The 26,049-nt window shown below is 51.6% G+C and carries 22 protein-coding genes; 12 read left to right on the top strand and 10 right to left on the bottom strand.

Annotated elements, in window-relative coordinates; all coding sequences use genetic code 11:
• Positions 1–3: 3 nt before the first annotated feature.
• From D6M16_RS08735 to D6M16_RS08745, 3 genes are all read right to left on the bottom strand, one after another.
• The gene (locus D6M16_RS08735) at positions 4–744 is read right to left on the bottom strand and encodes an ABC transporter permease (protein ID WP_120511451.1); all 741 of its coding nucleotides are present in this window, start codon (positions 742–744) and stop codon (positions 4–6) included.
• A gap of 142 nt (positions 745–886) precedes the next feature.
• Positions 887–1,663, bottom strand: a complete 777-nt coding sequence (locus D6M16_RS08740; protein ID WP_120511452.1) for an ABC transporter substrate-binding protein — start codon at positions 1,661–1,663, stop codon at positions 887–889.
• Between the two features lie 115 nt (positions 1,664–1,778).
• The gene (locus D6M16_RS08745; protein WP_120511453.1) at positions 1,779–2,549 is read right to left on the bottom strand and encodes an ABC transporter ATP-binding protein; all 771 of its coding nucleotides are present in this window, start codon (positions 2,547–2,549) and stop codon (positions 1,779–1,781) included.
• A gap of 1,120 nt (positions 2,550–3,669) precedes the next feature.
• On the opposite strand from D6M16_RS08745, the gene D6M16_RS08750 reads away from it, so the two are divergent.
• From D6M16_RS08750 to pflA, 3 genes are all read left to right on the top strand, one after another.
• Entirely contained in the window at positions 3,670–5,160 is a 1,491-nt protein-coding gene (locus D6M16_RS08750) for a DUF3360 family protein (RefSeq protein WP_120511454.1), read from the top strand.
• Positions 5,161–5,302: 142 nt separating this feature from the next.
• A complete protein-coding gene (gene pflB, locus D6M16_RS08755) occupies positions 5,303–7,579 on the top strand; it encodes a formate C-acetyltransferase (protein WP_120511455.1) in 2,277 nt (758 codons plus the stop codon).
• Between the two features lie 108 nt (positions 7,580–7,687).
• Entirely contained in the window at positions 7,688–8,428 is a 741-nt protein-coding gene (gene pflA / locus D6M16_RS08760) for a pyruvate formate lyase 1-activating protein (protein WP_120511456.1), read from the top strand.
• Positions 8,429–8,458: 30 nt separating this feature from the next.
• Here the strand turns inward: pflA and D6M16_RS08765 are convergent, their stop codons facing one another.
• A complete protein-coding gene (locus D6M16_RS08765) occupies positions 8,459–9,109 on the bottom strand; it encodes an energy-coupling factor ABC transporter permease (RefSeq protein WP_338048213.1) in 651 nt (216 codons plus the stop codon).
• Between the two features lie 172 nt (positions 9,110–9,281).
• Between D6M16_RS08765 and D6M16_RS08770 the strand changes: the two genes are divergently transcribed.
• The 4 genes from D6M16_RS08770 to D6M16_RS08785 all read left to right on the top strand — a co-directional run bounded on the left by D6M16_RS08770 (position 9,282) and on the right by D6M16_RS08785 (position 15,055).
• Entirely contained in the window at positions 9,282–9,782 is a 501-nt protein-coding gene (locus D6M16_RS08770; RefSeq protein WP_120511457.1) for a YfbU family protein, read from the top strand.
• Positions 9,783–10,198: 416 nt separating this feature from the next.
• Positions 10,199–11,434, top strand: coding sequence for an ABC transporter substrate-binding protein (locus D6M16_RS08775; protein ID WP_120511458.1), 1,236 nt, complete (start codon positions 10,199–10,201; stop codon positions 11,432–11,434).
• Complete coding sequence (locus D6M16_RS08780; RefSeq protein ID WP_120511459.1) at positions 11,434–13,797, top strand: ATP-binding protein; 2,364 nt, start codon at positions 11,434–11,436, stop codon at positions 13,795–13,797. Before D6M16_RS08775 ends, D6M16_RS08780 begins: the two co-directional genes overlap by 1 nt.
• Positions 13,787–15,055, top strand: a complete 1,269-nt coding sequence (locus D6M16_RS08785) for a sigma-54-dependent transcriptional regulator (protein WP_120511460.1) — start codon at positions 13,787–13,789, stop codon at positions 15,053–15,055. Before D6M16_RS08780 ends, D6M16_RS08785 begins: the two co-directional genes overlap by 11 nt.
• Positions 15,056–15,126: 71 nt before the next feature.
• Here the strand turns inward: D6M16_RS08785 and D6M16_RS08790 are convergent, their stop codons facing one another.
• Complete coding sequence (locus D6M16_RS08790) at positions 15,127–16,209, bottom strand: porin (RefSeq protein ID WP_120511461.1); 1,083 nt, start codon at positions 16,207–16,209, stop codon at positions 15,127–15,129.
• Between the two features lie 384 nt (positions 16,210–16,593).
• On the opposite strand from D6M16_RS08790, the gene rlmA reads away from it, so the two are divergent.
• From rlmA to D6M16_RS08815, 5 genes are all read left to right on the top strand, one after another.
• Entirely contained in the window at positions 16,594–17,445 is an 852-nt protein-coding gene (rlmA, locus tag D6M16_RS08795) for a 23S rRNA (guanine(745)-N(1))-methyltransferase (RefSeq protein ID WP_120511462.1), read from the top strand.
• A 127-nt stretch (positions 17,446–17,572) separates the two neighbouring features.
• Positions 17,573–18,529, top strand: a complete 957-nt coding sequence (locus D6M16_RS08800) for a ChaN family lipoprotein (RefSeq protein WP_120511463.1) — start codon at positions 17,573–17,575, stop codon at positions 18,527–18,529.
• 416 nt (positions 18,530–18,945) lie between these two features.
• Positions 18,946–19,914, top strand: a complete 969-nt coding sequence (locus tag D6M16_RS08805; protein ID WP_120511464.1) for an ABC transporter substrate-binding protein — start codon at positions 18,946–18,948, stop codon at positions 19,912–19,914.
• A gap of 62 nt (positions 19,915–19,976) precedes the next feature.
• On the top strand, positions 19,977–20,903 hold the full coding sequence (locus tag D6M16_RS08810) for an ABC transporter permease (RefSeq protein ID WP_046218830.1): 927 nt from the start codon (positions 19,977–19,979) through the stop codon (positions 20,901–20,903).
• Positions 20,904–20,927: 24 nt separating this feature from the next.
• Positions 20,928–21,722 carry an ABC transporter ATP-binding protein gene (locus D6M16_RS08815; RefSeq protein WP_120511465.1) on the top strand — a complete coding sequence of 265 codons (795 nt, stop codon included), beginning with the start codon at positions 20,928–20,930 and terminating at the stop codon, positions 21,720–21,722.
• A gap of 51 nt (positions 21,723–21,773) precedes the next feature.
• Here D6M16_RS08815 and D6M16_RS08820 read toward each other — a convergent pair whose 3' ends face one another.
• From D6M16_RS08820 to ribH, 5 genes are all read right to left on the bottom strand, one after another.
• On the bottom strand, positions 21,774–23,435 hold the full coding sequence (locus D6M16_RS08820; RefSeq protein ID WP_120511466.1) for a hypothetical protein: 1,662 nt from the start codon (positions 23,433–23,435) through the stop codon (positions 21,774–21,776).
• A 135-nt stretch (positions 23,436–23,570) separates the two neighbouring features.
• Positions 23,571–24,056: a phosphatidylglycerophosphatase A gene (gene pgpA, locus D6M16_RS08825; protein WP_120511467.1), complete on the bottom strand. Its 486-nt coding sequence runs from the start codon at positions 24,054–24,056 to the stop codon at positions 23,571–23,573.
• A 3-nt stretch (positions 24,057–24,059) separates the two neighbouring features.
• Positions 24,060–25,037 carry a thiamine-phosphate kinase gene (gene thiL / locus D6M16_RS08830; protein ID WP_120511468.1) on the bottom strand — a complete coding sequence of 326 codons (978 nt, stop codon included), beginning with the start codon at positions 25,035–25,037 and terminating at the stop codon, positions 24,060–24,062.
• Between the two features lie 71 nt (positions 25,038–25,108).
• A complete protein-coding gene (gene nusB / locus D6M16_RS08835; protein WP_120511469.1) occupies positions 25,109–25,579 on the bottom strand; it encodes a transcription antitermination factor NusB in 471 nt (156 codons plus the stop codon).
• Positions 25,579–26,049, bottom strand: a complete 471-nt coding sequence (ribH, locus tag D6M16_RS08840; protein ID WP_027252929.1) for a 6,7-dimethyl-8-ribityllumazine synthase — start codon at positions 26,047–26,049, stop codon at positions 25,579–25,581. Before ribH ends, nusB begins: the two co-directional genes overlap by 1 nt.

The raw sequence follows: 26,049 nt of genomic DNA on the forward strand, positions 1-26,049 counted from the left end.
CTCTTACCTCGTATGGATACTGAACCGACGCTCTGCCCACTTCAGTACCGAAGTGGAAAGCGAGGTAAACACAAGGAACAACACGGCAATCGCCATGTAGAAGGTAAAAGGCATCTGAGTCGTACCGGCGGCCAGCGCCCCTTTACGCACCATGTCATCCAGGCCAATGATAGAGACCAGTGCTGTTGTTTTCAGCAATACCAGCCAGTTATTGCCAAATCCCGGTAAGGCATGGCGGATCATTTGCGGTAACAGGACACGGCGGAACGACATCGCACTGCTCATGCCGTAGGCTTTCGCCGCTTCCAGCTCGCCTTTATCCACCGCCATGATGGCACCGCGGAAGGTTTCAGCCATGTAGGCACCGAAGATAAAGCCAATGGTCAGTATACCTGCAACAAATGGGCTGACTTCGATATAGTCGGGCAGATAGGCCGTCCATTCATGGCTGGGATCGGATGATGCAAAATAATTGTTCAGCCACTCATTGACGCCATACAAACTGTTGTTCAACAGTACCTGACCGCCAAAGAAGATCAGCATCATGAGCACTAAATCAGGAATACCGCGGATGACAGTGGTGTAAGTGGTAGCCGTTAAACGGGCCAGGCGATACCGTGACAATTTTGCCAGCGCGCCCATCATGCCCAATACCATCGCCAGCACCAAAGACAGCAAAGCAACCTGCAGGGTTACCCATGCGCCTTCGATCAACGACCATTCGTATCCTTTTAAATCTAACAAGGGGTCACTCCTTTAAACTGCAAAGAGTCAGCGACAGATAGTAAAAGTGCCGAGCCACCCTCGACCCGGCACTCTCATTCGTCTCATCACATCGCTCGTACACCGGGAGACATATTGATGTCTCTGAGTCCATTGTCAGCGATTACTCACCGTAGACGTCGTATGAGAAGTACTTAGACGCCAGTTGCTGATAAACGCCTTTTTCGCGCAGCGACAAGATGGCTTTATCCAGTTTTTCGGTCAGATCTTTATCCTGCTTACGGGTTGCAATCCCGAAGCCTTCACCGAACCACTTAGGATCGGTCAGAGAAGGACCGATGAACTCATACCCTTCGCCGCCGTCTTTGTTCAGCAAACCTTCTTCCAGCGCGGACGCATCACCCAGTACGGTGGCGATACGGCCAGCTTTCAGATCCAGATAAGCGTCATCAAAAGAGCCGTAACGTACGATCTCAACAGAATCGCCATAGTTATCAGTCAGGTATTTATCATGCGTCGTTGCACGCTGAACACCAATTTTCACGCCTTTCAGACCGTCTTTGCTGAAATCAATCTGTGTGCCTTTCTTAGCCACAAATTTATTCGGGATCAGCGCGTATTTACCGGTGAAATCAACTTTCTTTTTACGCTCTTCAGTAATTGACATAGCAGCAATGATGGCATCGTATTTACGCGCCAGCAGAGACGGGATAATACCGTCCCAGTCCTGGGCGACGATCTTACATTTTGCTTGCAGTTCTTCACACAGGGCATTCGCCATGTCGACGTCAAAACCTTTCAGTTCACCGCTTGGCTCGGTCCAGCTGAATGGAGGATAGGCGCCTTCGATACCGAAACGAACTTCTTTCCACTCTTTCGCTTGAACTGAGGTGGTCCCCAGAGCAGAAACGACGGCGGCAGCCAAAATCCATTTTTTCATTGTCTTACTCCTGTTGTATTTGCATCCACCCCGTTTGTGAGTAAGGGATGGTTGTAAACCGCTGAAACAGCGAAGTTGTTAATTATCGGGTTTGAGTAAAACTCACATCCCTATTTTAGTAAATGGAGGAAATAAATTGTTTTAATCTTTCTGAATCCGGGTTCTGGAATAGCTTTTCAGGATGTCCCTGCTCTTCAACCAGCCCCTGGTGCAAGAACATCACCTGATTCGACACATCGCGGGCAAACGCCATTTCGTGTGTCACCACCAGCATGGTGCGTCCTTCCTGAGCCAGATCCTGCATCACGCCCAGTACCTCGCCGACCAGTTCAGGGTCAAGGGCAGAGGTAGGTTCATCAAACAGCATTACTTCGGGGTCAACCGCCAGTGCGCGGGCAATGGCAGCCCGTTGCTGCTGACCACCAGAGAGGTGACCCGGGTAATAATGGCGTCTTTCGTACAGACCCACTTTCTTGAGTAAGGCTTCGGCTTTTTCGATGGCTTCGGCTTTAGGCACACCGAGGACATGAACAGGTGCTTCGATCACATTGCCCAGCACAGTCATATGCGACCAGAGGTTAAAGCCCTGAAAAACCATTGCCAGGCGGGAACGAATACGCTGTACCTGACGATCATCAACAGGCAGGAATTCACCCCGGCGATTATTCTTCATTTTGATCAGTTCGCCATTGACCCAAATTTCACCCTGAGTTGGCGTTTCCAACAGGTTAATACAGCGAAGAAATGTACTTTTACCTGAACCAGAAGAACCAATGATAGAGATGACATCCCCGCAATGCGCAGTGAGCGAAATCCCTTTCAATACTTCATTCTGGCCAAAAGATTTATGTAAATCCTTTACTTCAAGCGCTACTGCTTCTGTCATGCGCTTTGTCTCCTGTTGCTTGTCAAACCCAAATACTGCACCTGAAACGAATGATGCAAATGTGGCTGAATGCGCTGAATACTGTCGGCTAAAGTCTTTATGCATGATAGTGAAAGTTCGCAGAACATCACTATTAACACAACTCCAACATTAGCAGAACGATATTAGTTACCTATTGTTATTCCTGGTAACTCATCACTAATACACGCCACGGATAACTTTATCTTTTTATCAAGCCAGTTAGTGACGCTACCATTCATCCTGCTCCTCTCGGTAATCCGACAGTGAGATAGTCTGTTTTCGCAGCCCTTTGACGAAGGTATCACCACGAACTTTGCTTGACAACATTTTGTTAACTTTCGGATTTTAGCATTATAAGATGGAAAAATCGCATATTTAATCAATAAAACACTGCAAACGATTATTTAATAATCGCAATAGATTCTCACTATTTTAGTATAAAAAATCAGTTTCATACATCCGGGCGAATTATCAGCTGCGAGCGATAAAAAGAATAAACATCAGAGTCAGCTAAATAAAAGCACGGCAGGGAGTCTTATGAATTTGCGGGTGATAAAGGTAACGATTTTGATTGCGTCAGGATGTAATCGATATCTCGCCATGAAGAGAATAATAATCCTGCCGTACCCCATCACTCCTTCTGTTTGCTTTAGCAAAATGAAAGTGGGCAAACATGCAGAATGAGTAACTGATAATGTGATTAACGCTAAAGATAAAATTCGTCATAACATGACGAGGTTTGCAGAATTTGAATTTGTTCATCACCCAAAGATGACCAAAGAGGAAACGAATATTGCGTTTTGCTGCGCTGTACCCTATCCACTCCCTCCTTCCATTGCATCATCAAGATTTAAATTTACGTAATAAAATTACAAAAACATCCCAGAACACCGCTTAAACCTCACTCGACACTGGTTTTTCCGTAGTATTTTTCCATACAAGAGACTTGGATGATCAGGATCAACTTTTCATGGGATCCCGGGGAGTAAACTGTCCTCATTATCAGTAATTGATACCAGAATATAAATTCGCACTGGATTCAGGCCACTCCTTCCCGGTGCGGAACACAAGAATTATAGACTTGTAGAACGAGGCCCTTATGTCATCAAACCTTCAATTCGGTGACGTCCAAACCGATGCAGACTCCGAGCGTTATTCGGACAGGCACATACCAGCCAGCCGCTTTTCCAGCCGCTCACGCTACCTTGATCACGAACTGCAGATCCTGAATCCGCGCCGGTGGGCACTGAACCTGCCCGGCCGCGATTTTCGTTTCGAGTGGGAAGATCTGGTGCCCGCAATAGCTGGCACTATCGGCATTATTGCAATGTATTCAGCCGTGATGTCTTCTTATGCCGCCGCTTACGGCCTTGGCCCGGAATTCGTGGTTGAGAACGTCAGGGTTGAGATGCTGGTATCCGCATCGCTGTTTTGTATTCTGGTCTCCGGGTTTCTGAACCCGCGCGCCAATCTGGCGGGCAATCATGGCCCGATGATCCCCATGATAGGCATGATTGCAGCCGCCGGCGGTCACCCGTTAGCACTGGCTATTTTGCTGGGCGGTTTCGGCCTGGCGCTCAGCCTGTGTAAAGGCGGGTCCCGACTGGTCAAACTCACCAGTGACGGCGTGGCAGGCGGACTGCTGATCTTCCTGGGCTTTGTCGGCTCCAGCGGTCAGATAAAAAGCCTGCTGAGCTGGGGCAGCGACATCAATATGGGTTATGTCGCCACTTTCATCCTTTTTATCTCTATCGTGCTGTATGCCTTTCTGGCCCGTATAGGCAAGCGCTGGCTGGCGATCCCAGTCTGCGCCGTGACGGGCGGTATCATCGCTGCCTTCATGGGCGCCCCTTTTGAGTTCCATACCACACCCGGTCTGCCTAATCTGAACCCGGCCTATTGGTGGGGCTCTACAGAAACAGGCTGGAAACTGGGCATGCCAACGGTGGAGCACTTCATTGCGTCGCTGCCGTTTGCCCTGCTGGCCGTTGCCATGTGGTCACCCGACTTTCTTGGCCACCGCATTTTTCAGGAAATGAACTACCCTGAAAAAGCCGAGAAAGCCCTGATGGATGTCGATGACACCATGACAGGCTGCTCGGTTCGCCAGATAGTCGGCGCCGCATTTGGCGGCGGTAATGTCACCTCGTCCTGGGGGACGTACATGATCCCGGCAGCCATCGCCAAACGCCCGATTCCGGCTGGCGCCATTTTGCTGGGCAGCATATGCATCATTGTGGCTATTATCGGCTACCCTATGGATATTGCGATCTGGCCGCCGGTGATGACGATTGCCCTGCTGGCCGGTGTGTTCCTGCCGTTGCTGGAAGCCGGTATGCAAATGGTAAAAGATGCCAAGTCCAGCCAGTCGGCGGGGATCTGCATCTTCGCGTCCATGGCAGTGAACCCTGTATTCGGCTGGGCTGTCACTATGCTGCTGGATAACAACGGTCTTATTGGTGACAAAGATAGACCGAATCACCTGACACTGGCTGATCGCATCATCATTCCGGGCCTGACACTGCTAGTGTGCCTGGGCGCCATGCTGGCGGTCGGCATGATTCCGGGTATCCCTGCGCTTTTGGGATAACACAGGAAAAAGAATAGGTTCTGACTTATCAGTGCGGTAAATCAAAAAGCCGCACTGACAAAAATGATACAAATTGCACAGGCTGCAGGCTAAATGCAGCATTTGCAGACATTTTCTACTGACGATAACAGGTAGGTATAATATGGCAGATCAATTTGCTACGGCTTGGGAAGGCTTCAAGGCCGGTGAATGGCAAAGTGAAGTCAACGTCCGTGACTTCATCCAGAAAAACTACACCCCTTACGAGGGCAATGAAGATTTTCTGGTCAGTGAGGGCACAGCTGCAACCCAGAAGCTCTGGGCAAAAGTGATGGAAGGCATCAAACAGGAAAACGCCACTCACTCTCCTGTTGATTTCGATACGTCAATCATTTCTACCATCACTGCACACGATGCAGGCTATATCGACAAATCACTGGAAACCATCGTCGGTCTGCAAACGGATGCCCCGCTCAAACGGGCTATCATCCCCAATGGCGGTATCCGTATGGTCGAGAGCTCCTGTAAAGCATACGACCGTGAACTCGATCCTCAGGTTAAGAAAATCTTCACTGAATACCGCAAAACCCACAATCAGGGTGTTTTCGATATTTATACTCCTGACATCATGAAGTGCCGTAAGTCAGGGGTGCTGACAGGGCTGCCCGATGCCTACGGCCGTGGCCGTATCATAGGCGACTATCGCCGTGTGGCCCTGTACGGTATTGACTATCTGATGCAGGACAAACTGGCTCAGTTTACCTCGCTGCAAGCGCGTTTCGAGAAAGGCGAAGATCTGCAGATGACCATGCAGCTGCGCGAGGAAATCGCTGATCAGTACCATGCGCTGGCACAGATGAAAGAAATGGCCGCCAAATACGGTTATGACATTTCGCGCCCTGCCGACACCGCGCAAGAAGCGATTCAGTGGACTTACTTCGGCTATCTGGCGGCGGTGAAATCGCAAAACGGTGCAGCGATGTCACTGGGTCGTACCTCGACCTTCCTCGATATCTACCTAGAGCGGGATCTGGCAGCCGGTAAGATCAACGAAGAGCAAGCGCAGGAAATGATTGATCACTTCGTGATGAAACTGCGCATGGTACGCTTCCTGCGGACTCCTGAGTACGATGAACTGTTCTCCGGCGATCCCATCTGGGCAACCGAATCCATTGGTGGCATGGGCGTTGACGGCCGGACACTGGTATCGAAAACCAGCTTCCGCTTCCTCAATACTCTGTACACCATGGGGCCAAGCCCAGAGCCAAACATCACTGTGCTCTGGTCTGAGCGCCTGCCGGAAGGCTTTAAGAAATTCTGCGCCAAAGTGTCTATCGATACCTCATCTATCCAGTATGAGAACGATGATCTGATGCGCCCTGATTTCAATTCAGACGATTACGCCATTGCCTGCTGCGTCTCACCTATGGTGGTCGGTAAGCATATGCAGTTCTTCGGCGCCCGGGCCAACCTGGCAAAAACCCTGTTGTACTCCATCAACGGCGGTGTGGATGAAAAACTGAAACTGCAGATTGGTCCGAAAGCCGCCCCGATGACGGATGAGGTGCTGGACTACGACAAAGTGATGGCCAGCCTGGATTCTTTGATGGACTGGCTGGCAACCCAGTACGTCACAGCACTGAACGCCATTCACTTCATGCATGACAAATACAGCTACGAAGCTGCATTAATGGCACTGCACGACAGAGACGTGCGTCGCACCATGGCCTGTGGTATTGCCGGCCTGTCGGTGGCGGCTGACTCCCTGTCTGCTATCAAGTACGCCACAGTGAAACCGGTGCGTGACGAAGACGGTATTGCCACTGACTTTGAAATCGAAGGCGACTATCCGAAATTCGGTAATAACGACGCCCGCGTCGATGACATCGCCTGTGATCTGGTCGAACGCTTCATGAACAAGATTCGTAAGCTGAAAACCTACCGAGATGCCATTCCGACTCAGTCTATCCTGACCATCACCTCCAACGTGGTGTACGGTAAGAAAACCGGCAACACCCCGGACGGACGACGTGCCGGTCAGCCTTTCGCACCGGGTGCCAACCCTATGCATGGTCGCGATGAGAAAGGCGCAGTGGCCTCGCTGACCTCAGTAGGTAAATTGCCGTTCGCACACGCCAAAGACGGTATCTCTTATACCTTCTCTATCGTACCGAACGCACTGGGTAAATCTGATGATACCCGCCGTGCAAATCTGGCCGGTCTGATGGACGGTTATTTCCACCACGATGCCGGTATTGAAGGCGGCCAGCACCTGAACGTCAATGTGCTTAACCGCGAGACACTGGAAGATGCCGTGAAGCATCCGGAGAAATACCCGCAGCTCACCATACGTGTATCCGGGTATGCAGTACGCTTCAACTCACTGACGACAGAACAGCAACAGGACGTTATTGCACGTACCTTTACTGAGTCGCTGTAACCCTTGCCGGGCAACAATGGCCCGGCACTGCACTTTCCCCGCGGCTTGCAAGAGTCGCGGGGATTATACTTAAACAGCCATGCAATTTTTATCTGGGAGCGCCACCTTATGACAGTAAAAGGCCGTATTCACTCCTTTGAGTCCTGCGGAACTGTGGATGGCCCGGGCATACGCTTCATCGTGTTTATGCAAGGTTGCCTGCTGCGATGCCAATACTGCCACAACCGTGATACCTGGGATCTGGAAGGCGGACGTGAAATCACAGTGGATGAGCTGATGAAAGAAGCACTCTCTTATCGCCATTTCATGACAGCCTCAGGCGGCGGTGTCACCGCATCCGGTGGGGAGGCCATCTTGCAGCCAGAATTCATTCGCGACTTTTTCCGGGCAGCCAAAGCCGAGAACATCCATACCTGTCTGGATACCAACGGTTATGTCCGTAAACATACCCCTGTGATTGATGAGCTGCTGGAGGCGACGGATCTTGTGATGCTGGATCTCAAGCAAATCGACGATGAGATTCACCACGACTTGGTGGGCGTGCCCAACAAACGTATTCTCGACTTCGCCCGTTATCTGCACAAAATCGGACAGAAAACCTGGATTCGTCATGTTGTGGTACCCGGTTTTACCGACAACGACACTTCTGCCCATCTGTTGGGAGAATTCATAAAGGATATGGACAATATAGAGAAAATCGAACTGCTCCCCTACCACCAGTTAGGCGCACACAAATGGGAAGCCATGGGGTATGACTATCCGCTGGAAGGGGTCAAACCGCCGTCAAAAGCTGTGATGGACAAGGTAAAAGCTATCCTTTCGCAATATCATCCCAATGTGATGTATTGATTGCTCAGGGAGATGTTGTCCCGTGCAGGTTTACTTATCCCGCTGGTAAATATAATCCCGTTCATAAAAGGTTCTCACCCAATCTGGTTTGTACACCACCAGCAAGGTGGTCGACATACCGTTGAGCAATGCTTCAGGAAACAACAGCAAAGGAATGAGCAATAAATAGTTATCCACTATGTATTGCCAGCTGTATTCTCCTTCGAGCCAGATCCAGCTTCCTGTCAGCAGCATATGGACCACCTGTGACAGGGCGCCGTTAAAAAATGCCGCAACAAAAATATAAACAAAGAGATGCCGGGTCAGGTAGCGGTAACTCAGCAAGAAAACCCAATAGCTGAGCAATACAGGCACCACCACGCTGGTCAGATTCACCAGCCCCAGATCTTGCCAGTCCTGAATGCCGAATGCCGCCAACAGCAAACCTGGAACCGCCGCTATCCATATGGCAATTCGCCAGCCATGGGTTAAGGTCAGCACGGTCAAGGCCAGAAAATGGACTTTCAGCCCATCAACCAGTCCGGCCCTCAGGCTCCACAATAAAAAGAGTACCATGACAGTCCCGGAGACCAGATGCTGATAGTCTTTCTGGTGTTTGAACTTAGGATAAAATTCACGCGGATAAGAGAAGAACAGCACGGCCAGCCATACGGCCCACCCAGCCCAGGGAAGCATTGTCATTGCCAGCATCCTTGCATTGTATTCACCCAATTGAATCACATTTCATTGCGGCCAGTGTAACGCAAATGCAGTCGGTTTTTCTGTAAAGTCTGCCGCAAACCCGGCTCAGATCAAAGGCACCGGCTAACTTGCTGCTAAGCTGTAACCAGTAAAATTATTGCAGGATACCACTATGGAAATGACACATGCACAACGTCTCATTTTGTCTAACCAATATCGACTGATGGCCCAGCTCGATCCCGAGCATGCCGGTAAGTTTCAGCGTCTGCAAACCATAGTCGAGCGTGGATACGGGCTGCAGCTAAGGGAGCTGGATAAAAACTTTGGGGCTATCTCAGAAGATGAATGCAAAGAGATCCTGCAAGTGATGGAAATGCACCATGCCATGCAAGAATCCTGCAATCAGTTAAGCGACGCCGAGCAGACCCGGATTGATACTCGCCGTCTGACATTTCTGGGGTTTGATGCCGCCAGTGAACCCCAGCAAATGCATTATGTGCGCTTCCTGACAGAGGTAGAAAATCTTTATCCGCATTTTCTGCCTTCAGAGCACTGTTTTAACAGCCATGTGCCGATGCAGAGTAAATATCGCCGCATGCTGGGCGTATGGCAGCAGTGCCCTCGCCAGTATCATCTCTCCGCTACCGAGATACAGCAGATACTCAGTGCCTGACAGATAAATCTGGATGACGAGAAGTGTCTCACCCATCGCGGCCTCGGTATCATTCGGGCCGCCTTTCGCGCTTGTTCCCCCAGCCCTCCTGCATGACAGCAAGCCCGCTATTTAGCTGGCATACTTTTTTTACAATTTCCCCATTGGCGAAATCTGGTGTTCTGATAGATTTGCGCAGGTTAGCGCAAAGTGGCTGACGATTGGGTCACGATTGGCACATTTTATGGCATGGAAAAGACTAAAGAGCTAGCCGACCATAACTTCAGCCATGATAATCGACTTTTTACTGTTCCCCATTGCCCCTTACTTGTATATAAGCGCGTAACGCGATACCTCTTCTGTCTGCCACCCGCAAACGGCGAGTAAAGGTGGGAAGCAAGCAATAAATCAGGCTACGTAAGGAAGGATTCTTTGTCATGTTATACCGGCTTCTGATCTTAGTATTACTGGCGACTTTCCCCCTGCACGCCAGTGAAAAAAAGCAGCTGGTGATTCTGACCACCTTCAACCCTGCCCTGCTGAGCAGCAGTATCGAGGTTTTTGAACAGCAGCATGCCGGTTTGGATGTCATTATTCTGCAACGCCGGGAAAGCGAGGGGCTAGCACTGCTGGCAAAGCCGGATCATGGCGTGAATGTTGTGCTTTCCTCTTCCCGGCGTCTGTTTCAGCCACTGGCCGACAGCCATTCTCTGGTGCCGGTTTCCGAACTGACAGATGAACAAAACCAGTTCGATTCAGACTACATTGCTGTTCTGGGGTTCTCGGGCTGCGGCATAATATGGAACCAGCGTTATGTCGACAGGAACGCGCTGCCTGTCCCGTCACGCTGGGAGTCACTGATTGCCCCTGTCTACCACAGCCACCTGGTCATGAGCAGCCCCTCCCGTTCAGCGACCACACACCTGATGGTGGAAAACCTGCTGCAGCGTTATGACTGGGATCACGGCTGGCGGTTGCTTTTACAGCTGGGGGGCAACCTGAATGCCATCTCAGCCAACAGTCAGCGCGCCACCGATCTTGTCGCCAGCGGGCAGTCTGGCATCGGTTTGGTTATCGACAGTTATGCCAAAGAGCAGCAAGCTCATTTCCCGTTTATCCATTTTAAGTATCAGCCCGACAGCATGGTTCTGCCGAGCTATATCGCTGCACTGGACAGAAAACAGTCCGATCAGACAGGTATTGAATTTGTGCGATTTATGCTCTCTGACTCTTCACAGGCGCGCATCGAGCAGTCGCCCATTTATAAGCATCGCCGAGCGAAAATCCCAGCCTTAGACACAGCCACATTCACTGTTGATACCGGGTTATTGGAAGAGCGGGCGATACCGGTACAGCAACTTTTTGATATCAGCATCAGCCAGCAGCAGCCCCTGCTGAACTATGCCTGGCAGCTAATCCATAAAATCCGGTTACTGCCGGACCTGAATCCTCAGCAAACCGAGCAGCTGAAACGCTCCATTACGCTGGCTTCGACCACAGTGATCAGCGCCGAGCAAGCCACTACTGAGGCTTTTTTGTCGCTGCAAGACCCAGTGCGTCACCCGGCCTCTGCCCGTACTGTCGGGCTCTGGCAGGAACAGATGAGCCAGCAATTACAGCAATCCATTCGTTTATCTCAAGACATACTCATGTCGTATAAACAGGAGTTGTGATGCTGAAGCGCAAAACGATCGGTAATCGCCTGATTAGCGCCATCAGTCTGATGGCATTTCTGAGTATAGGCGTCAGCCTCATCGCACTGATTACCTGGGAAAATCTCGACGATCAGATAGATGCCATTGTCAGCAAAAACCTGCCGACACTCAGGGCCAGCTATCACCTTGAACGCAGCACGGCGGCGCTGAAAGACAGCCTGCATAATATCGGGGACAACCAGGATCCAACCCGTCACGCAGAGCTGAAACAACAAATTCAGACCGAAGCCGAAAGGATCACCCACTCCATTGCGAACACAGCCAGCCTGTCTTCCTATCCGACGCTGAAAATTGAGCACGCCAGCTTGCTCAAAGACATAGAGACTTACAGCAATTTGCTGAATAAGCGATCGATCCTGCTGCTGGCGTTGGCGCAATCGGAAAGCCGCATAAGCTGGCTGCACCAAAAAGTGGTGGATGAGCTTGCTCCCATCCGCCAGGAAGTAGAATGGCAGTTAACGCGAACCACGCCCCATCACCTGGATAGTGACACCATCCGGGAAACGGTGAACGAGTTTTCTCTCATTCAGTCCATCACAGTAAAAGAGAGTGAGCTGTATCAGCTGGTGCAGAAAATGTTTCACCGGGATGATAACCGGGATATCGCCAACGCTTTTCACTACATTGGCTTTAAAACCCAGCAACTGAAAACCATGAGCGATTCCCTCAGCCACTACCCATCGACACTGGCGTTCCGGCAGCAGCTTAACGACATGATCAGCCAGGTTGAGCCTAACGGTCCGGTGGCAATGCAACTGAACGAGCTGTCCGCACTGGAGAAAACAATCCAGCGTTATGACAAGCGCATCAACAACCGGCTGATTTATCAGGAAGATCTGATCCAGACTATGGTTGGTCAGGCGGATTCCTCTCTGCTTGCTCTCAACGATCACACCCGTCAGTCTGTCATCACCAGCAGCTACATTCTGCTTGCCGTGGTACTGCTGGCCATTACCCTGTCCGTCTTTCTGTCTGTCTATCTGGTCAGCCGCGGAATTGTCGCGCGTTTGAATCAACTCAGCCAGGATCTGTATGCCGTGGCCCACGGCGATCTCAATGCCAACATACAGGTTGATGGTAATGATGAAATTGGCCTGCTGGGTGACAGCCTGCGTCAATTCCGCCAGCAAATGCTGGAAATGCAGCGCTCCAACGCGCTGAACCTGATCAATAACACCCAGGCCAGTATCATCACCTGCGATTTATCCGGCATAGTAGAATCGGTCAACCCCAGCGCATTATCGCTTTTTGATGCCGAAGCTATCCCGGACAATCAGACCATCTGGGCGCTGTTCAACCGCGCCATGGAACCCCGCCTGAAACGGCTGTTTCTGCCCAGCAGCCCTTTGCAGTCCAATGGGGCGTGTAACCTCACGATCAAACAGACACATTCAAGCGAACCGCGTTATCTGCGTCTGGACTTTCGCCTGTTCAGGCAGGGCCAGGAGGCCAAAGTCATTATTACAGTGACAGACATAACCGAGCAGGAAAGCGCAGCCCGCTGGCTGGAAAATATGGTGCAGGAAAAAACCGAGTCGCTGACCAAGCGAAACCAGCAACTGAAAGCGGAAATCGAAGACAGAAAACGTATCGAGGAAGATTTACGCGCCACCCAGGATGAACTGATCCAGGCGGCTAAAATGGCTGTGGTCGGACAAACCATGACCTCGCTGGCGCACGAGCTGAACCAGCCGCTGTCAGCCATGACAACCCATATCTTTGCCACGCGAATGGCCGTGGATAAAAACAACCTCACTCAGCTTACAGCCAGCCTGGATAAAATGGACAGTCTGACTGAACGCATGGCCCGTATCATTACCAGCCTGCGCAATTTCGCGAAAAAACAATCGGCCAACAGAATGCTTCAGGCCGTTGATATTCAAGAATCCATCAATCACGCCCAGCAACTGATAGACAGCAGATTGAAAGTTCAGCAAACCAATCTGAGCAGCAACATAAACAGCCCGTTTCAGGTCCTCGCCGATCCCATACAGCTGGAACAGGTGCTGGTTAACCTTTTCATCAATAGCTGTGATGCAGTGGCAGGCAGTGATACCAGAGATATTTACGTAGAACTGCTTAATTACTCTGCTGAACGCCAAACATTCAGCTTGGCCATTTGTGATACGGGCCCGGGTTTTGCGCGAGATATTATTGAAAAACTGTTCACCCCTTTTACCACCACTAAAGATGTTGGCCTGGGCCTGGGACTGAACATTTGCCGTTCCATCATGAACCGCCTGAACGGGGATATTTACCTTGCTTCCACCTTGCAGGGAGGCGCAATGGTTGTTTTGGAGTTAAAGAAATATGACGATTAGCGATAACATTGAAGTACTGATCATTGATGACGATCAGGATGTTGCCGATGCTTACCAGCACCTGCTGGAAGTCGCAGGTTATCAGACCCTGACGGCCACCGATCCCTTGCAGGCCCTGACCTTGCTTCACAAAGACTGGCCGGGTGTGGTGATTACCGATATGTATATGCCAGGAATGAACGGAAAAGAGGTGCTGCACCGGATTAAATCCCTCGACAGTGCCCTGCCTGTGATACTCATTACCGGCCACGGCGACATTCCTATGGCAGTGGATGCCTTGCAAAACGGGGCAGCCGATTTCCTGCAAAAGCCATTACAGCCCGCAGCGCTGATCACACTACTGGATAAACATCTGCCGAAACGAAAGCAGCTGATTGAACACCGTAAAAGACTCAGTCAAACAGCCAGCAACGTGCTGCTGGGTGACAGCCCGTTAATCGTCAAGCTCCGACATCAGATTGCCGCAGCGGAAAACAATGACAAAGATGCCCTGATTGAAGGCGAAGCCGGAACGGGGCGTCAGACTCTGGCTCGCTTGCTGCATGCACACACAAATATGGGCAAAGGCCCTTTTATCAAATTGTGCGGCAGCAAAGTGGAGCGCACCGCTGATTTACAACGGGCAATGCTTAACGCCCGCGGAGGCAGTATCTGCATCAATAACCTGCCTGCCATGCCGACAGAGACACAGCACTGGCTATGCCGTTTTCTCCTTGAGCAGGAGCGCCTGGCGAAAAGAGAAGTACGCGTATTGGCGATCGTTGAAGGAACGGCTGAACAAGCGGTCGAAAAAGAAACCTTAGTGCCTGAGCTGTTTTATTTTCTCAGTCAGGCGCGGTTTGTCATTCCGCCACTAAGACAAAGGGCAAGCGATATTACATTGCTGTTCCGATACTTTCTGGAGGCCAGCTGCCAGAAACTCAACAAACCCGTCCCTGTGGTGGATAAAGCCTATATCAATACACTCAACCGGCACAGCTGGGAAGGAAACGTTCTGGAATTACGTAATGTGGCAGAGCTCTACGCGATTGGTATCGTCAAACTCACCGGACAAGAGCGAACCAAATCGCTGGATCAAATGAGCAGCCCGTTGGATGATCTGATAGATGACTATGAAAAGCAGGTAATTGAAGATGCCCTGTACCTGTTCGGCGGCAGAATTAATGAAGTCTCCACTTACCTGCAGATCCCGCGTAAAAAGCTGTATCTGAGAATGAAAAAGCACAACCTGGATAAAGCCGACTACAAAGCCGGATAACCTCCGATATGCTGAAACAACAAAGGCTGGAGCATGCTCCAGCCTTTGTATGGTCAGTGATTGCGAGAGACTTAGAACTCGTAACGCAGACCAACGTTATAGAAATCTTCGTCAGCATCACCACTGAAGCCAACGGATTGGCCATTCATAGTGCCGTTTTTACCGTCGCGGATAACATAATCAGCATAAATCGATGAACGGCTGGTCAGACGGTACTGGCCTTCCAGTGTGTACTCGTCCAGTTCCAGTTCGTCACCACCTGTGTTATCCAGGTTGCGGTAACCACCGCGAACAGTCCAGAAATCGTTAATGTTATAAGCAACAATCGCTTCAAACACTTCATCTTTACTCTTGTCAGAAACGCCCGTGTAATCCAGTTCGTTTTCTGAATATTCCATACCAATTGTCAGTGCACCCGCAACGAAGTTCGCACCAGCACCCCAGAAAGTGGACTCATCGCCACCTTTGTTTTCGTTGTACTGATATGCCACAACAGGGGTCAGTGTCATCTCGTTACCCAGCTGAATCGCGTAACGCAGAGCTGTATTGTAACCGTAGTCGAGCTCATCATCGTTCAGACCAGACTCAGAGTCACCGTCGCCAAAGATGTAAGCGACCGACAGATCCAGCCCACTGAAATTGTTTTGGTATTGCAGTGTGCCGTCCTGACGGAAAGTTTGCGCCGCTGAGTTATCAATTTGGCTGATCTGACGCCCTAAGGCCACATCGGAAGCATGGAATACATCGACAATGTCAGAGAACCAGATAATCCCGGAAGCCACACGACCACCGGTGATTTGACCGGCGTCACCAGCATCAATCCCCGCCCAGACATAACGTGGCGTCAAGCTCTGGTTACTCTGGGTATCATTATGAGAGAATCCATTTTCAAACTCTGCCGCACCGACCTGGTACTCAGCCCAACCAATCACAGAGACTTGATCATTAATACGCTGAGAGCCACCCAGACCTAAACGTGCGTCAAATTGGCCTTCAGTGTCACCGTCATCGGTGGCTTTGTCTGTAATGTTGTAGCCCAGACGGCCGTAAAGGTTCACTTCACTACCATCTTCGCCTTGATAAATATTCGCCGCGTAGCTTGCGCCACTGGCAAACAAGCTGGAGATAATTGCCGCTGCTAGTGTTTTTTTCATCTTTGTTTCCTTGAGTGTATGTTCTGAGTGGCCACAACGCTGATGGCACTCATAAGCGCAAAAAAACGGGCTCAGATAATTCGTCAGAAACAGGAGAAGGCAGTCAAAGCCTGTTGCCGACATCATAAAAAAGTCCAAAACCCAATCCAAACATAGAGCAAAGATTTTCTTTATGCACAGCCAGAGTATCTTTTTTCCCTGAATAAACCCTTAATAAAACTATGTATATTCGCTATTGATTAAGAAGGATATTTTTCTGTGAAAAAGATCACCTTTTGTTATTCATTTATGATTCGGTGAATCACTCGTCCGGTTTACTGGCTGCGCTTCTATGCCATACCTAAACAGGTTACAATCCTTTGTTTTCAGTGTTGGTGCTTTCTTATGTCCTATCAATGTCCTCTCTGCCATGAGCCACTTCAACATCAGCAACATCAATGGCGTTGTGAAAATAACCATCAGTTTGATCAGGCAAAGGAAGGATATGTGAACTTAATGCCTGTTCATCATAAAAGCTCAAAAAACCCTGGCGATAACAAAGAGATGATGCAGGCAAGAAGACAATTTCTTGAAGCCAATCACTACCGCTTGATGAGAGATCATGTCAGTAAACTGCTGGCTGAGCACCTGCCGGAGAACAGCGAAAAAGTGCTGGATATCGGCTGTGGAGAAGGCTATTACACCTCATCTTTTACGGCTCTGAGCGCCAGCCATCCCAGTCTGGAAGTGCACGGACTGGACATCTCCAAAGTGGCCGTTCGTTATGCCGCCAAACGCTACCCGGATTGCCATTTCTGTGTCGCCTCCAGCCACAGGCTGCCGTTCGCCGACCATAGTCTGGATGCCATGGTACGCATTTATGCGCCATGTAAAGCAGAAGAAATTGTCCGGACACTGAAACCCGGCGCAATATTAATCACTGTGACGCCCGCTCCGCGGCACTTGTATCAGCTGAAAGCACTCATTTATGCCGACGTCAGGCTACATGATACGCAGCCTGAGATTTTGCCGGGTATGTCGTTGGTGCAGGAAGAACAGTTGCATTACACCATGCACTTAAATGGCACTGAAGCAACGGCACTGATGCAGATGACACCGTTTGCCTGGAAGACCAGCGACGAGGTCTGGCAGCACCTGGCGCAGCAACACGCCTTCAGCTGCGAGGCAGATTTCACCCTGCGTGTTTACCGAAAAAACACCGCCGGGGATGACGCCGAACAGGGTAATTGCAACTAATTCTCATTTCTATTGAGTCTGTCGTCAGTCTTCAATATCATACGGCCCATGACATAACCCGCTGAAGCTATCATACTGATTCTTAATATAAGCCCGGTATGCATGCTTCAGACAAAGGATGGTATACATGAAGACTGGCTACGCTATGCTATTAGCCGCCCTGCTGAGTGGCTGCGCCACACAGCCAACATCAAGCACGACAACGGCTGCAACTCCTCCAACTCTGTACGATTACACCATTCGTTCTCCATCCGGCACCGAAATGACGGAACAAGCCCTGGCAAATGCGCTGTCCGATGCAGATATCGTACTGGTAGGCGAGTGGCACAGCCATCCGGGCACTCACCTGCTGCAAGCCCGGCTGCTGGCGGCACTGTATGCCAATAACCCCAGACTGGCTTTGTCGATGGAGCAGTTTACCCGCGACAAACAACAGATCGTCGACCAGTTCCTTCACGGCGAAATCGGTGAACAGGTACTGATCAGGCAGGGCAATGCCTGGCCGAATTATGAATCCGATTACCGTCCCCTGGTCGATTTTGCACGCCAGCATCAGCTGGATGTCATTGCCGCCAATGCCCCGAAATCTATCGTCCGCTGTGTCGGTCGTTACGGGGCCGATTACCTGAATCGACTGCCTGCCGCTGAACGAAAATGGGTAGCACAGTCACTTACGCTGAAAAATGACAAGTACAAAGAGAAATTCACTAAATCTATGCACCATGGTGATCCTAGCCAGTCTGAACGACAATTTGCCGCCCAGACCAGTTGGGACGACACCATGGCTGAAAGCATGGTTAACTACCTGCAAGCTCACCCAGGCCACCAGATCATGCACGTGGCCGGGCGCTTTCACACCGCAGAAGGATTAGGGACAGCTTCCCGTATTTTTTCGCGCAATCCGGCATTAAAAGTGGTGATGGTCACCCCGGTAACCGCCGACACCCCTGTCGCCGCCGATGCACCGGATTATCAGGTTGAAGTTATGCCTCTGCCGCCCCGTTATATTCAGCAGGCCAATATGAAAGCGGCTTTCGCCCATATCGGCAAGCGCAACGATACACTTCAATGTATTGGTGAATAACGCCTTTTTTCTGTAAAGGCAGTCTGACTGACTGCCTCTCTTCTGCTGAACCCTGTTCTGTCCGGATTCCCCTCCCCACCAGCGAATTGTTCATAATTCATCCAATAGTGCAGCCGAATTCGCTCCTACTGAGCCATAGCTCATCATGCTCACAAAAATACCAATAAAAAACATGACTCTGATTTATGACCCATCAGTATAATTTTTAGCCTATCTTTTAATGAAAACGCAAGATAAAACACCATACAAATATCCACAGACAGGTACTTAACCCCACCCAATGTTACATTGTTGTTAATTTTTGGATGTTCTTTCTTTTCTCATTGCGCTAAAACATTATGCCAATGATGGGTGTTACTGAGGGCACAGTTCGCCGACCCATCTCTGTCATCACACCAGAACAAGGATTGCATAGTATGAAGGGAAACAAATTGCTTTCGGCAGCCTGCATCGCTGCGGCGTTAGCCCTGACAGCGACACCGACCTTGGCCGAAATGGCTAAAGTGGCTGTGTCTCAGATCGTTGAACACCCGGCGCTGGACGCCACTCGCCAGGGCCTGCTGGATGGCCTGAAAGCGAAAGGCTACGAAGAAGGCAAGAACCTGGAATTCTCCTATCAGACTGCACAGGGTAACCCTGCGATTGCGGTGCAAATCGCCAAGCAGTTTGTCGGCGAACAACCGGATGTTCTGGTGGGTATTGCAACGCCAACCGCACAGGCACTGGCTGCAGCCACCCGTTCTATTCCCGTCGTTTTTACTGCAGTCACCGATCCTGTAGGCGCCAAACTGGTGCGTAATGTTGATCAACCCGAGCGCAACGTCACCGGTCTGTCTGATTTATCCCCTGTTGCACAGCACGTTGCTCTGGTGAAAGAAATTCTGCCAGATGCCAAACGCATTGGCGTCGTGTACAACCCAGGCGAGGCCAACGCCGTAGCACTGGTTGATTTGCTGCGTAAAGCCGCAAAAGAACAAGGTATGGAAGTGGTAGAAGGCACGGCCCTGAAAAGTGCCGATGTTCAGTCAGCAGCGCAAATCGTCGCCTCAAAAGCCGATGCGCTCTACGCCCCGACAGATAACACAGTGGCCAGTGCCGTTGAAGGCTTAGTGAATGCCGGTAACCAGGCAGGCATTCCTGTTATCGGCGCCTCTACGACCTACATTGAGAGCGGTGCGCTGGCCGCACTTGGCTTTGACTACTATCAGGTTGGCGTTCAGACAGCTGACTATGTGGATGCGTTGCTCAAAGGCACGAAAGTGTCTGAACTTCCGGTAAAAGTCGCTGTAGGTTCAGATCTGGCTCTGAACCAGAAAGCCGCCACCAAACTGAACATCACCTTCCCTCAGGCTCTGGTTGATCGCGCGACCTCTATCGCCAAATAACCTTACCTCTCTATCGGGCACCGGCGTTCCAGCCGGTGCCAGCAAGGAATAAGGAGTTGTAGATGTCTTTCTTTGCTTTGATCGGTACCTTAGAAATCGGCCTGGTTTACGGCTTGGTTGCTCTGGGGGTTTACCTGACGTTTCGGGTACTGGATTTTCCGGATCTGTCTGTCGATGGCAGTTTTCCAATGGGGGCCGCCGTGGCTGCAACAGCCATAGTGGCTGGTGTGAATCCGTGGATGGCCACAATGCTGGCGATTCTGGCCGGCGGTATGTGTGGCCTGGTGACAGCCTTTCTGGCAGTACGTTGCGGTATCTTGCACTTACTGGCCAGTATTCTGACCATGATTGCTGCTTTCTCTATCAATATCCGCATTATGGGCCGGCCAAACCTGGCCTTGCTGGGTGACGATACTATCCTGACCCCATTCGAAAATTTTGCCTTCGAGACTGGGCTGGATGCCGGCCTGGTGCGCCTGGCTGTCATTCTGGCACTGGTAATATTCAGCGGCTGGTTCGTTACCCGACTGCTGGCCAGTGACTTCGGCCTCGGCCTGCGCGCCACGGGTGTCAACAGCCGTATGGTAAGCGCACAAGGGGGCAGTACGGCTCTGTATACCTATTTTGGCCTTGCGCTGTCGAATGCGTTTGTCGGCTTCTCCGGCGCTCTGTTCGCACAAACCAATAACTTTGCCGATGTTACCTCGGGTGTGGGCACGATAGTCGTGGGTCTGGCCGCGGTTATTCTGGGTCAGACTCTGATCCCGGGCCGCAAGATCTGGGTGGCCGTGGTGGCGGTGATTTTAGGCTCAGTGCTCTACCGCCTGGCGGTTGCGTTTGCCCTGAGCAGTGGCATGTTCGGTCTGCAGGCGTCGGATCTGAACCTGATCACTGCTGTGCTGGTCGCGCTAGCTCTGATTGCACCTAAAATGAAGCGCAATTTTCAGCGCAAAAAGAAGCAAACCGTCGCCGCAAAGAAGCTAGCGTAAGCCGGAAAAGAAGGTAGTAACTCTATGATTGAACTTAATAATATCCGCGTTACCTTCAATGAAGGCACCATTTTGGAAAATCAGGCCCTGCGCGGGGTTAACCTGACAGTGCCCGAGCGCCAGTTTGTCACTGTTATCGGCTCGAACGGTGCCGGTAAATCAACCCTGCTCGGTGCAATCAGCGGTGAAACGCCGATGTCAGACGGCAAGGTGGTCATTAATGGTGTCGACGTCACCAGCAAGGCCGTGCACGAAAGGGCACAATATGCTGCCCGCGTATTTCAGGATCCGCTGGCTGGCACCTGTGCTTCGCTCACGATTGAAGAAAACATGGCGCTGGCCGTTCAGCGTGGCAGTCGCCGCACCTGGAAGCTGGCGTTATCTTCCCAGCGTCGTAAGCTGTTTCAGGAACGTATCAGTATTCTGGGACTGGGATTGGAAGACAGACTGAGCGACAGTATCGGCTTGCTTTCCGGCGGCCAGCGTCAGGCGGTAAGCCTGGTCATGGCAACACTGGCTGACAGTAAACTCTTACTGCTGGACGAGCATACCGCCGCGCTCGATCCACGTATGGCCGCTTTCGTGCTGGAGCTGACCAAACGGGTGGTCGAAGAATTCGATCTGACCGTTCTGATGGTTACCCACTCGATGAAAGACGCGCTGGCATACGGGGATCGTACCGTGATGCTGCACCAGGGCAATATAGTGCTGGATGTGGACGGACAGGAACGCGCTGATATGGACGTGAAACACTTGCTCGATATGTTCAGTAAAGTGCGTGGCGAAGAGCTGGCCGATGACAGCCTGTTGCTGAGCTGACTGATACAAGTTTGCCCTAACACACTAAAAAGGCGGGATCTCCCGCCTTTTTTATTCGTCTGACTCTGCTTTTTGTAAAACTGCCCCTTCATAACCCCCGAGCTCAATGTAATTCATCGGCTCGCTGGTGGTGCCGTCGTAAAAAATCCGGATATAGGTGCCCGGCAGGGAAATACGCATCGGTTTCGCCGCCAGAAACCGGCTCTGACCCGCTTGCTGAACGGCCCGGTAAAGCACCAGCCCCTGCTCATAGCGGCGGGCAATCACCCCCTCTGCGGGCTGTTTGCCAAACCAGCCCGTGCGGTACAGCCAGAACCAGTGAGCAGGGGCTACCTTGTAGCTGCCCAGCACAGAACCGCGGCTGTTCCCACTCAGCGGCTCAGCCTGCCACCAGACAGGCTTATACCCTTTGGGTGCGGATACCGGGTCGCCTAAGTCCACCTTGAGCATGGCAACAGGCTGATACACCCAGTTTTTGGGCAGACCTGGCCGGTACCAGTCCCGCATACTGGTATTGGTACTATCAACGCTCAGGCTGTCGCCCCAGTTGTGATAGAAAGTCTGGCCCGGCAAATTGAACAGGTAATAGAGTGCCAGCCCGGTTTCAACATCCTGCTGCCAGGCCCTTTCATCTCCCGGGTGCAAATAGCTGTGACCATCACGCATCGACACCATCAACACACTATTGGCCCCTTCGGCACTCAGAGCAAAATGTTGCCAGCTTTGCTGAATGCGGCCCAGCCCCATAGCCGGTGTGATAAAACGAGGACGCACCCAGAGATCAACCTTTGAGCGCAATGGCGCGGAAACCGCTTCATCGGGCCATAGCGCCAGCCCGGATGCGGATACGGCCAGAAGAGCAGGATCGAGCTGTTGCTTTAACTGACCGAGAAAATCAACCAGTTGTGCCAGATACCGCTCTTCTGCTTCCGGAGTTCCGGCCTGTAATGACAATTCAAGGATCTGCCCGCCACTCACTACCGGCAGAACATCAGGCCCGAGCAAAGGTCTCAGACGCGGGGTGTAACCGCCATCGGCTGCCAACTGCCGCCAGTGATAGCGATACCAGTTGATCAGCAGTGCCCGAACGGCTGGGTCTGAGAGGTTTGTCCGAAAAGTGCAGACGCCGCCCTGCAGCCTTCCTGTCAGCAATACCCGGGCCTGATACGCAAACCGGGCGCTGGCCAGAGGGTTCAGCCGCTGCTGGTATTCCGCGTCACTGAGTTGCCCGTTATTGTCTGTATCGTTCACAGGATCCCAGCCCGGTACGGTCAGGGTATCCGCTGTCCGGCTCAGCCAGGGCTTGGCTTCCAGCAGGCTGTCTGATTGCAGGTTGCTACTTTTGAGCGACAGCCGGGTATCCTGCGCAAAATGCAGAAAGACGCTTTCCGGATCCAGACCATTCTCGCTGGCTTGCTGAGCCAGCCAGCGCTGTTGCTCATCAGGTTCACAGGACAGACTCTGAGCGCGAAACGGTAACAGTGCTGTGCTCGCTTCATTCAGCGTTGTGGATTGCCAGTTCCCCAAAATCAGATCTGCATGGCGAAACTCCCAGCGCCGGACCGCTTCAGCAGAGTCAAACCGTGAGGTCGACAGCGGCTCTTCCCACCCTCCTGGGGTCAGCCAGGCACTGCCAGTCGACGGGTACACCTGCGCCCGGGCAGCGCTGGCCAGCATCAGCAAAACAACAAAGATCACAGTCACTTTCAGCATCTTATTCTCCCAGGATACTCTCCCTGGTTCAGCTTAAGAATAGTGCCAATCGCGCAGTGAAGTTGGGTTAAAAATTGGACAAAAAAAACCGTGCAATTTGCACGGCTTGAGGGTTTTACTTGCGGTGAACCGCGGTTACCAGCCCATCCAGTGACCCACGCCCCACAGGGTGATCATGGCCATAAAGCCAGCAAGGATGTCATCGATCATGATGCCCAGTCCGCCGTGGACATTCTTATCCAGCCAGCTGATCGGCCAGGGTTTTACCATGTCGAAAAAGCGAAACAGTATGAAACCGCTGACCACCCAGGGCAAGCTCATAGGCGGAGCAATGGCCATGGTGATCCAAAAACCGACAAATTCGTCCCAGACGATGCTGCCGTGGTCATGCACGCCCATGTCCTGGGCGGTATGGCGACAAATCAGCACCCCAATCACAGCCGCCGCCAGTGTTATCCCGATATAGGCCGCATAAGGAAGCTGAACCAGCAGGTAATAGAACGGGACAGATGCCAGTGTGCCGACAGTTCCCGGAACCACAGGAGACAGGCCGCTGCCAAATCCCGTGGCCAGCAAATGCCAGGGATTGCTTAATTTGATATACAGTTTGGGATCTCGCACTACTTACCCCGAAAAATGATCATATCCATGTAACTGCCAGTCTATTTGCAGTCCGTTTCGCTCAAGGACGGCGCTGCTGCCAGGCCGGATCTGACCGATACAGGTCGCTTTTACTCCGGCATGAGACAAAGCAACATCCAACGTACCGCGATTATGGGCAGGTACAGTGAAGCACAGCTCGTACTCTTCGCCGCTGGTCAGTGCCATCTTGATGGCCGCCTCTTTGTCTCCGCCACAAAATGCCACCAGCTCGGGTGACAATGGCAGACTGTCTACATCTATCACAGCCCCCACCCGGGAGCGGGTCAGGATATGCCCCAAATCGGCAATCAGCCCATCGGAGATATCCAGAGCTGCAGAGGCTATGCCCCGCAATGCCTGGCCGGCCAGCACCCGCGGCTGAGGTTGATAATGGCGATTAAGCAGATGCTCAGCCAATGCTGAATCACTATGCTTTGCCTGCTCAAGCAATACCGCCAGCCCTGCTGCACTGTCGCCAAGACAGCCGGTGACATAAATCCAGTCTCCGGAACCAGCCCCGTGCCGGGTCAGCGCTTGTCCGTGAGGCACAAATCCCTGCACAGTCAGTGTCAGGCTCAGCGGGCCTTTGGTGGTATCCCCGCCAATCAGCTGCACCTGATAGTAATCGGCCATCTCAAAAAAGCCCTCACAGAACCGGGCTAACCAGGCTTCGTCGGCTTCCGGCAAGGTCAGTGCCAGAGAGACCCAGGCAGGTGTTGCGCCCATGGCCGCCAAATCACTTAAGTTCGCCGCCAAGGCCTTTTTAGCCAGCAGCGAAGGATCCATACCGGGCAGGAAATGGTTACCACAGACCAGTGAGTCGGTACTGACCGCAAGGTGGCTACCCGCAGGTACCTCAAGCAAGGCACAGTCGTCACCGATTGCCAGCGTAACATCTCGCCGTTGTACCGGCTGGCGGGCAAAATAACGGGCTATCAAATCAAATTCATTACTAGCCATAGGAGGTCAAGTCGTTTGCTGAAACTCAGAAAAAAGGCCAGCAGAGCTGGCCTCAGTTCGCATCAGAGCGATTATGCTTTTTTACGTAAAACCGGGGCCAGCTTATCCAGCACACCGTTTACGAACTTATGGCTGTCTTCAGCACCGAAGATTTTCGCCAGCTCAATCGCTTCATTAATCACAACTTTGTACGGTACGTCTTCACGTTTCATGATTTCGTACAAGGCCAGACGCAGTAGCGCCAGTTCCATCTGATCCAGATCCTGCAAAGGACGTGACAGATAGGGACGCATCTTGCTGTCCAGTTCCGGGTAGTTCAGCACCACGCCTGTGAACAAGTCACGGAAGTACTCAACATCAGTGTGCGGTGCTGCCAGTACAGGCGCATCAGCCCGGTGAGCTTCTTCTTCAAACTGTTCACCAGACAGAAAATGCAGTTCAATATCGGCGGCATTTTCTTTGGTGATTTGCCAGGAATAAATGGCCTGGACGGCAAAGTGTCGTGCGTTACGACGTGCGGCTGGTTTCACTCTAACCCCCATTAGGATTCAATTTGGGACAGGACATTTACCATCTCAAGCGCGCTGAGTGCAGCCTCTGCCCCTTTATTACCAGCCTTGGTACCGGCACGCTCGATGGCTTGTTCAATTGTGTCTACAGTCAGAACACCAAATGAAACCGGAGTGTTGTACTCCAGAGCCACCTGAGCCAGACCTTTATTACATTCACCGGCAACATACTCGAAATGCGGAGTACCGCCGCGGATCACAGAACCCAGTGCCACGATAGCGTCATAGCGATCGCTTTTAGCAACTTGCTGGGCGACCAGAGGCAGCTCATAAGCACCAGGACAACGAACAACGGTAATGTTGTCGTCGCTTACCTGTCCCTGACGTTTCAGTGCGTCCAGCGCACCCGCCAGCAGGCTGTCATTGATGAAACTGTTGAAGCGACTGATAACAATAGCAATTTTTGCGTTGGGTGCCGCAATGGCGCCTTCGATTACCTTCAT

Source organism: Photobacterium salinisoli (assembly GCF_003614885.1).
Lineage (GTDB): Bacteria > Pseudomonadota > Gammaproteobacteria > Enterobacterales > Vibrionaceae > Photobacterium > Photobacterium salinisoli.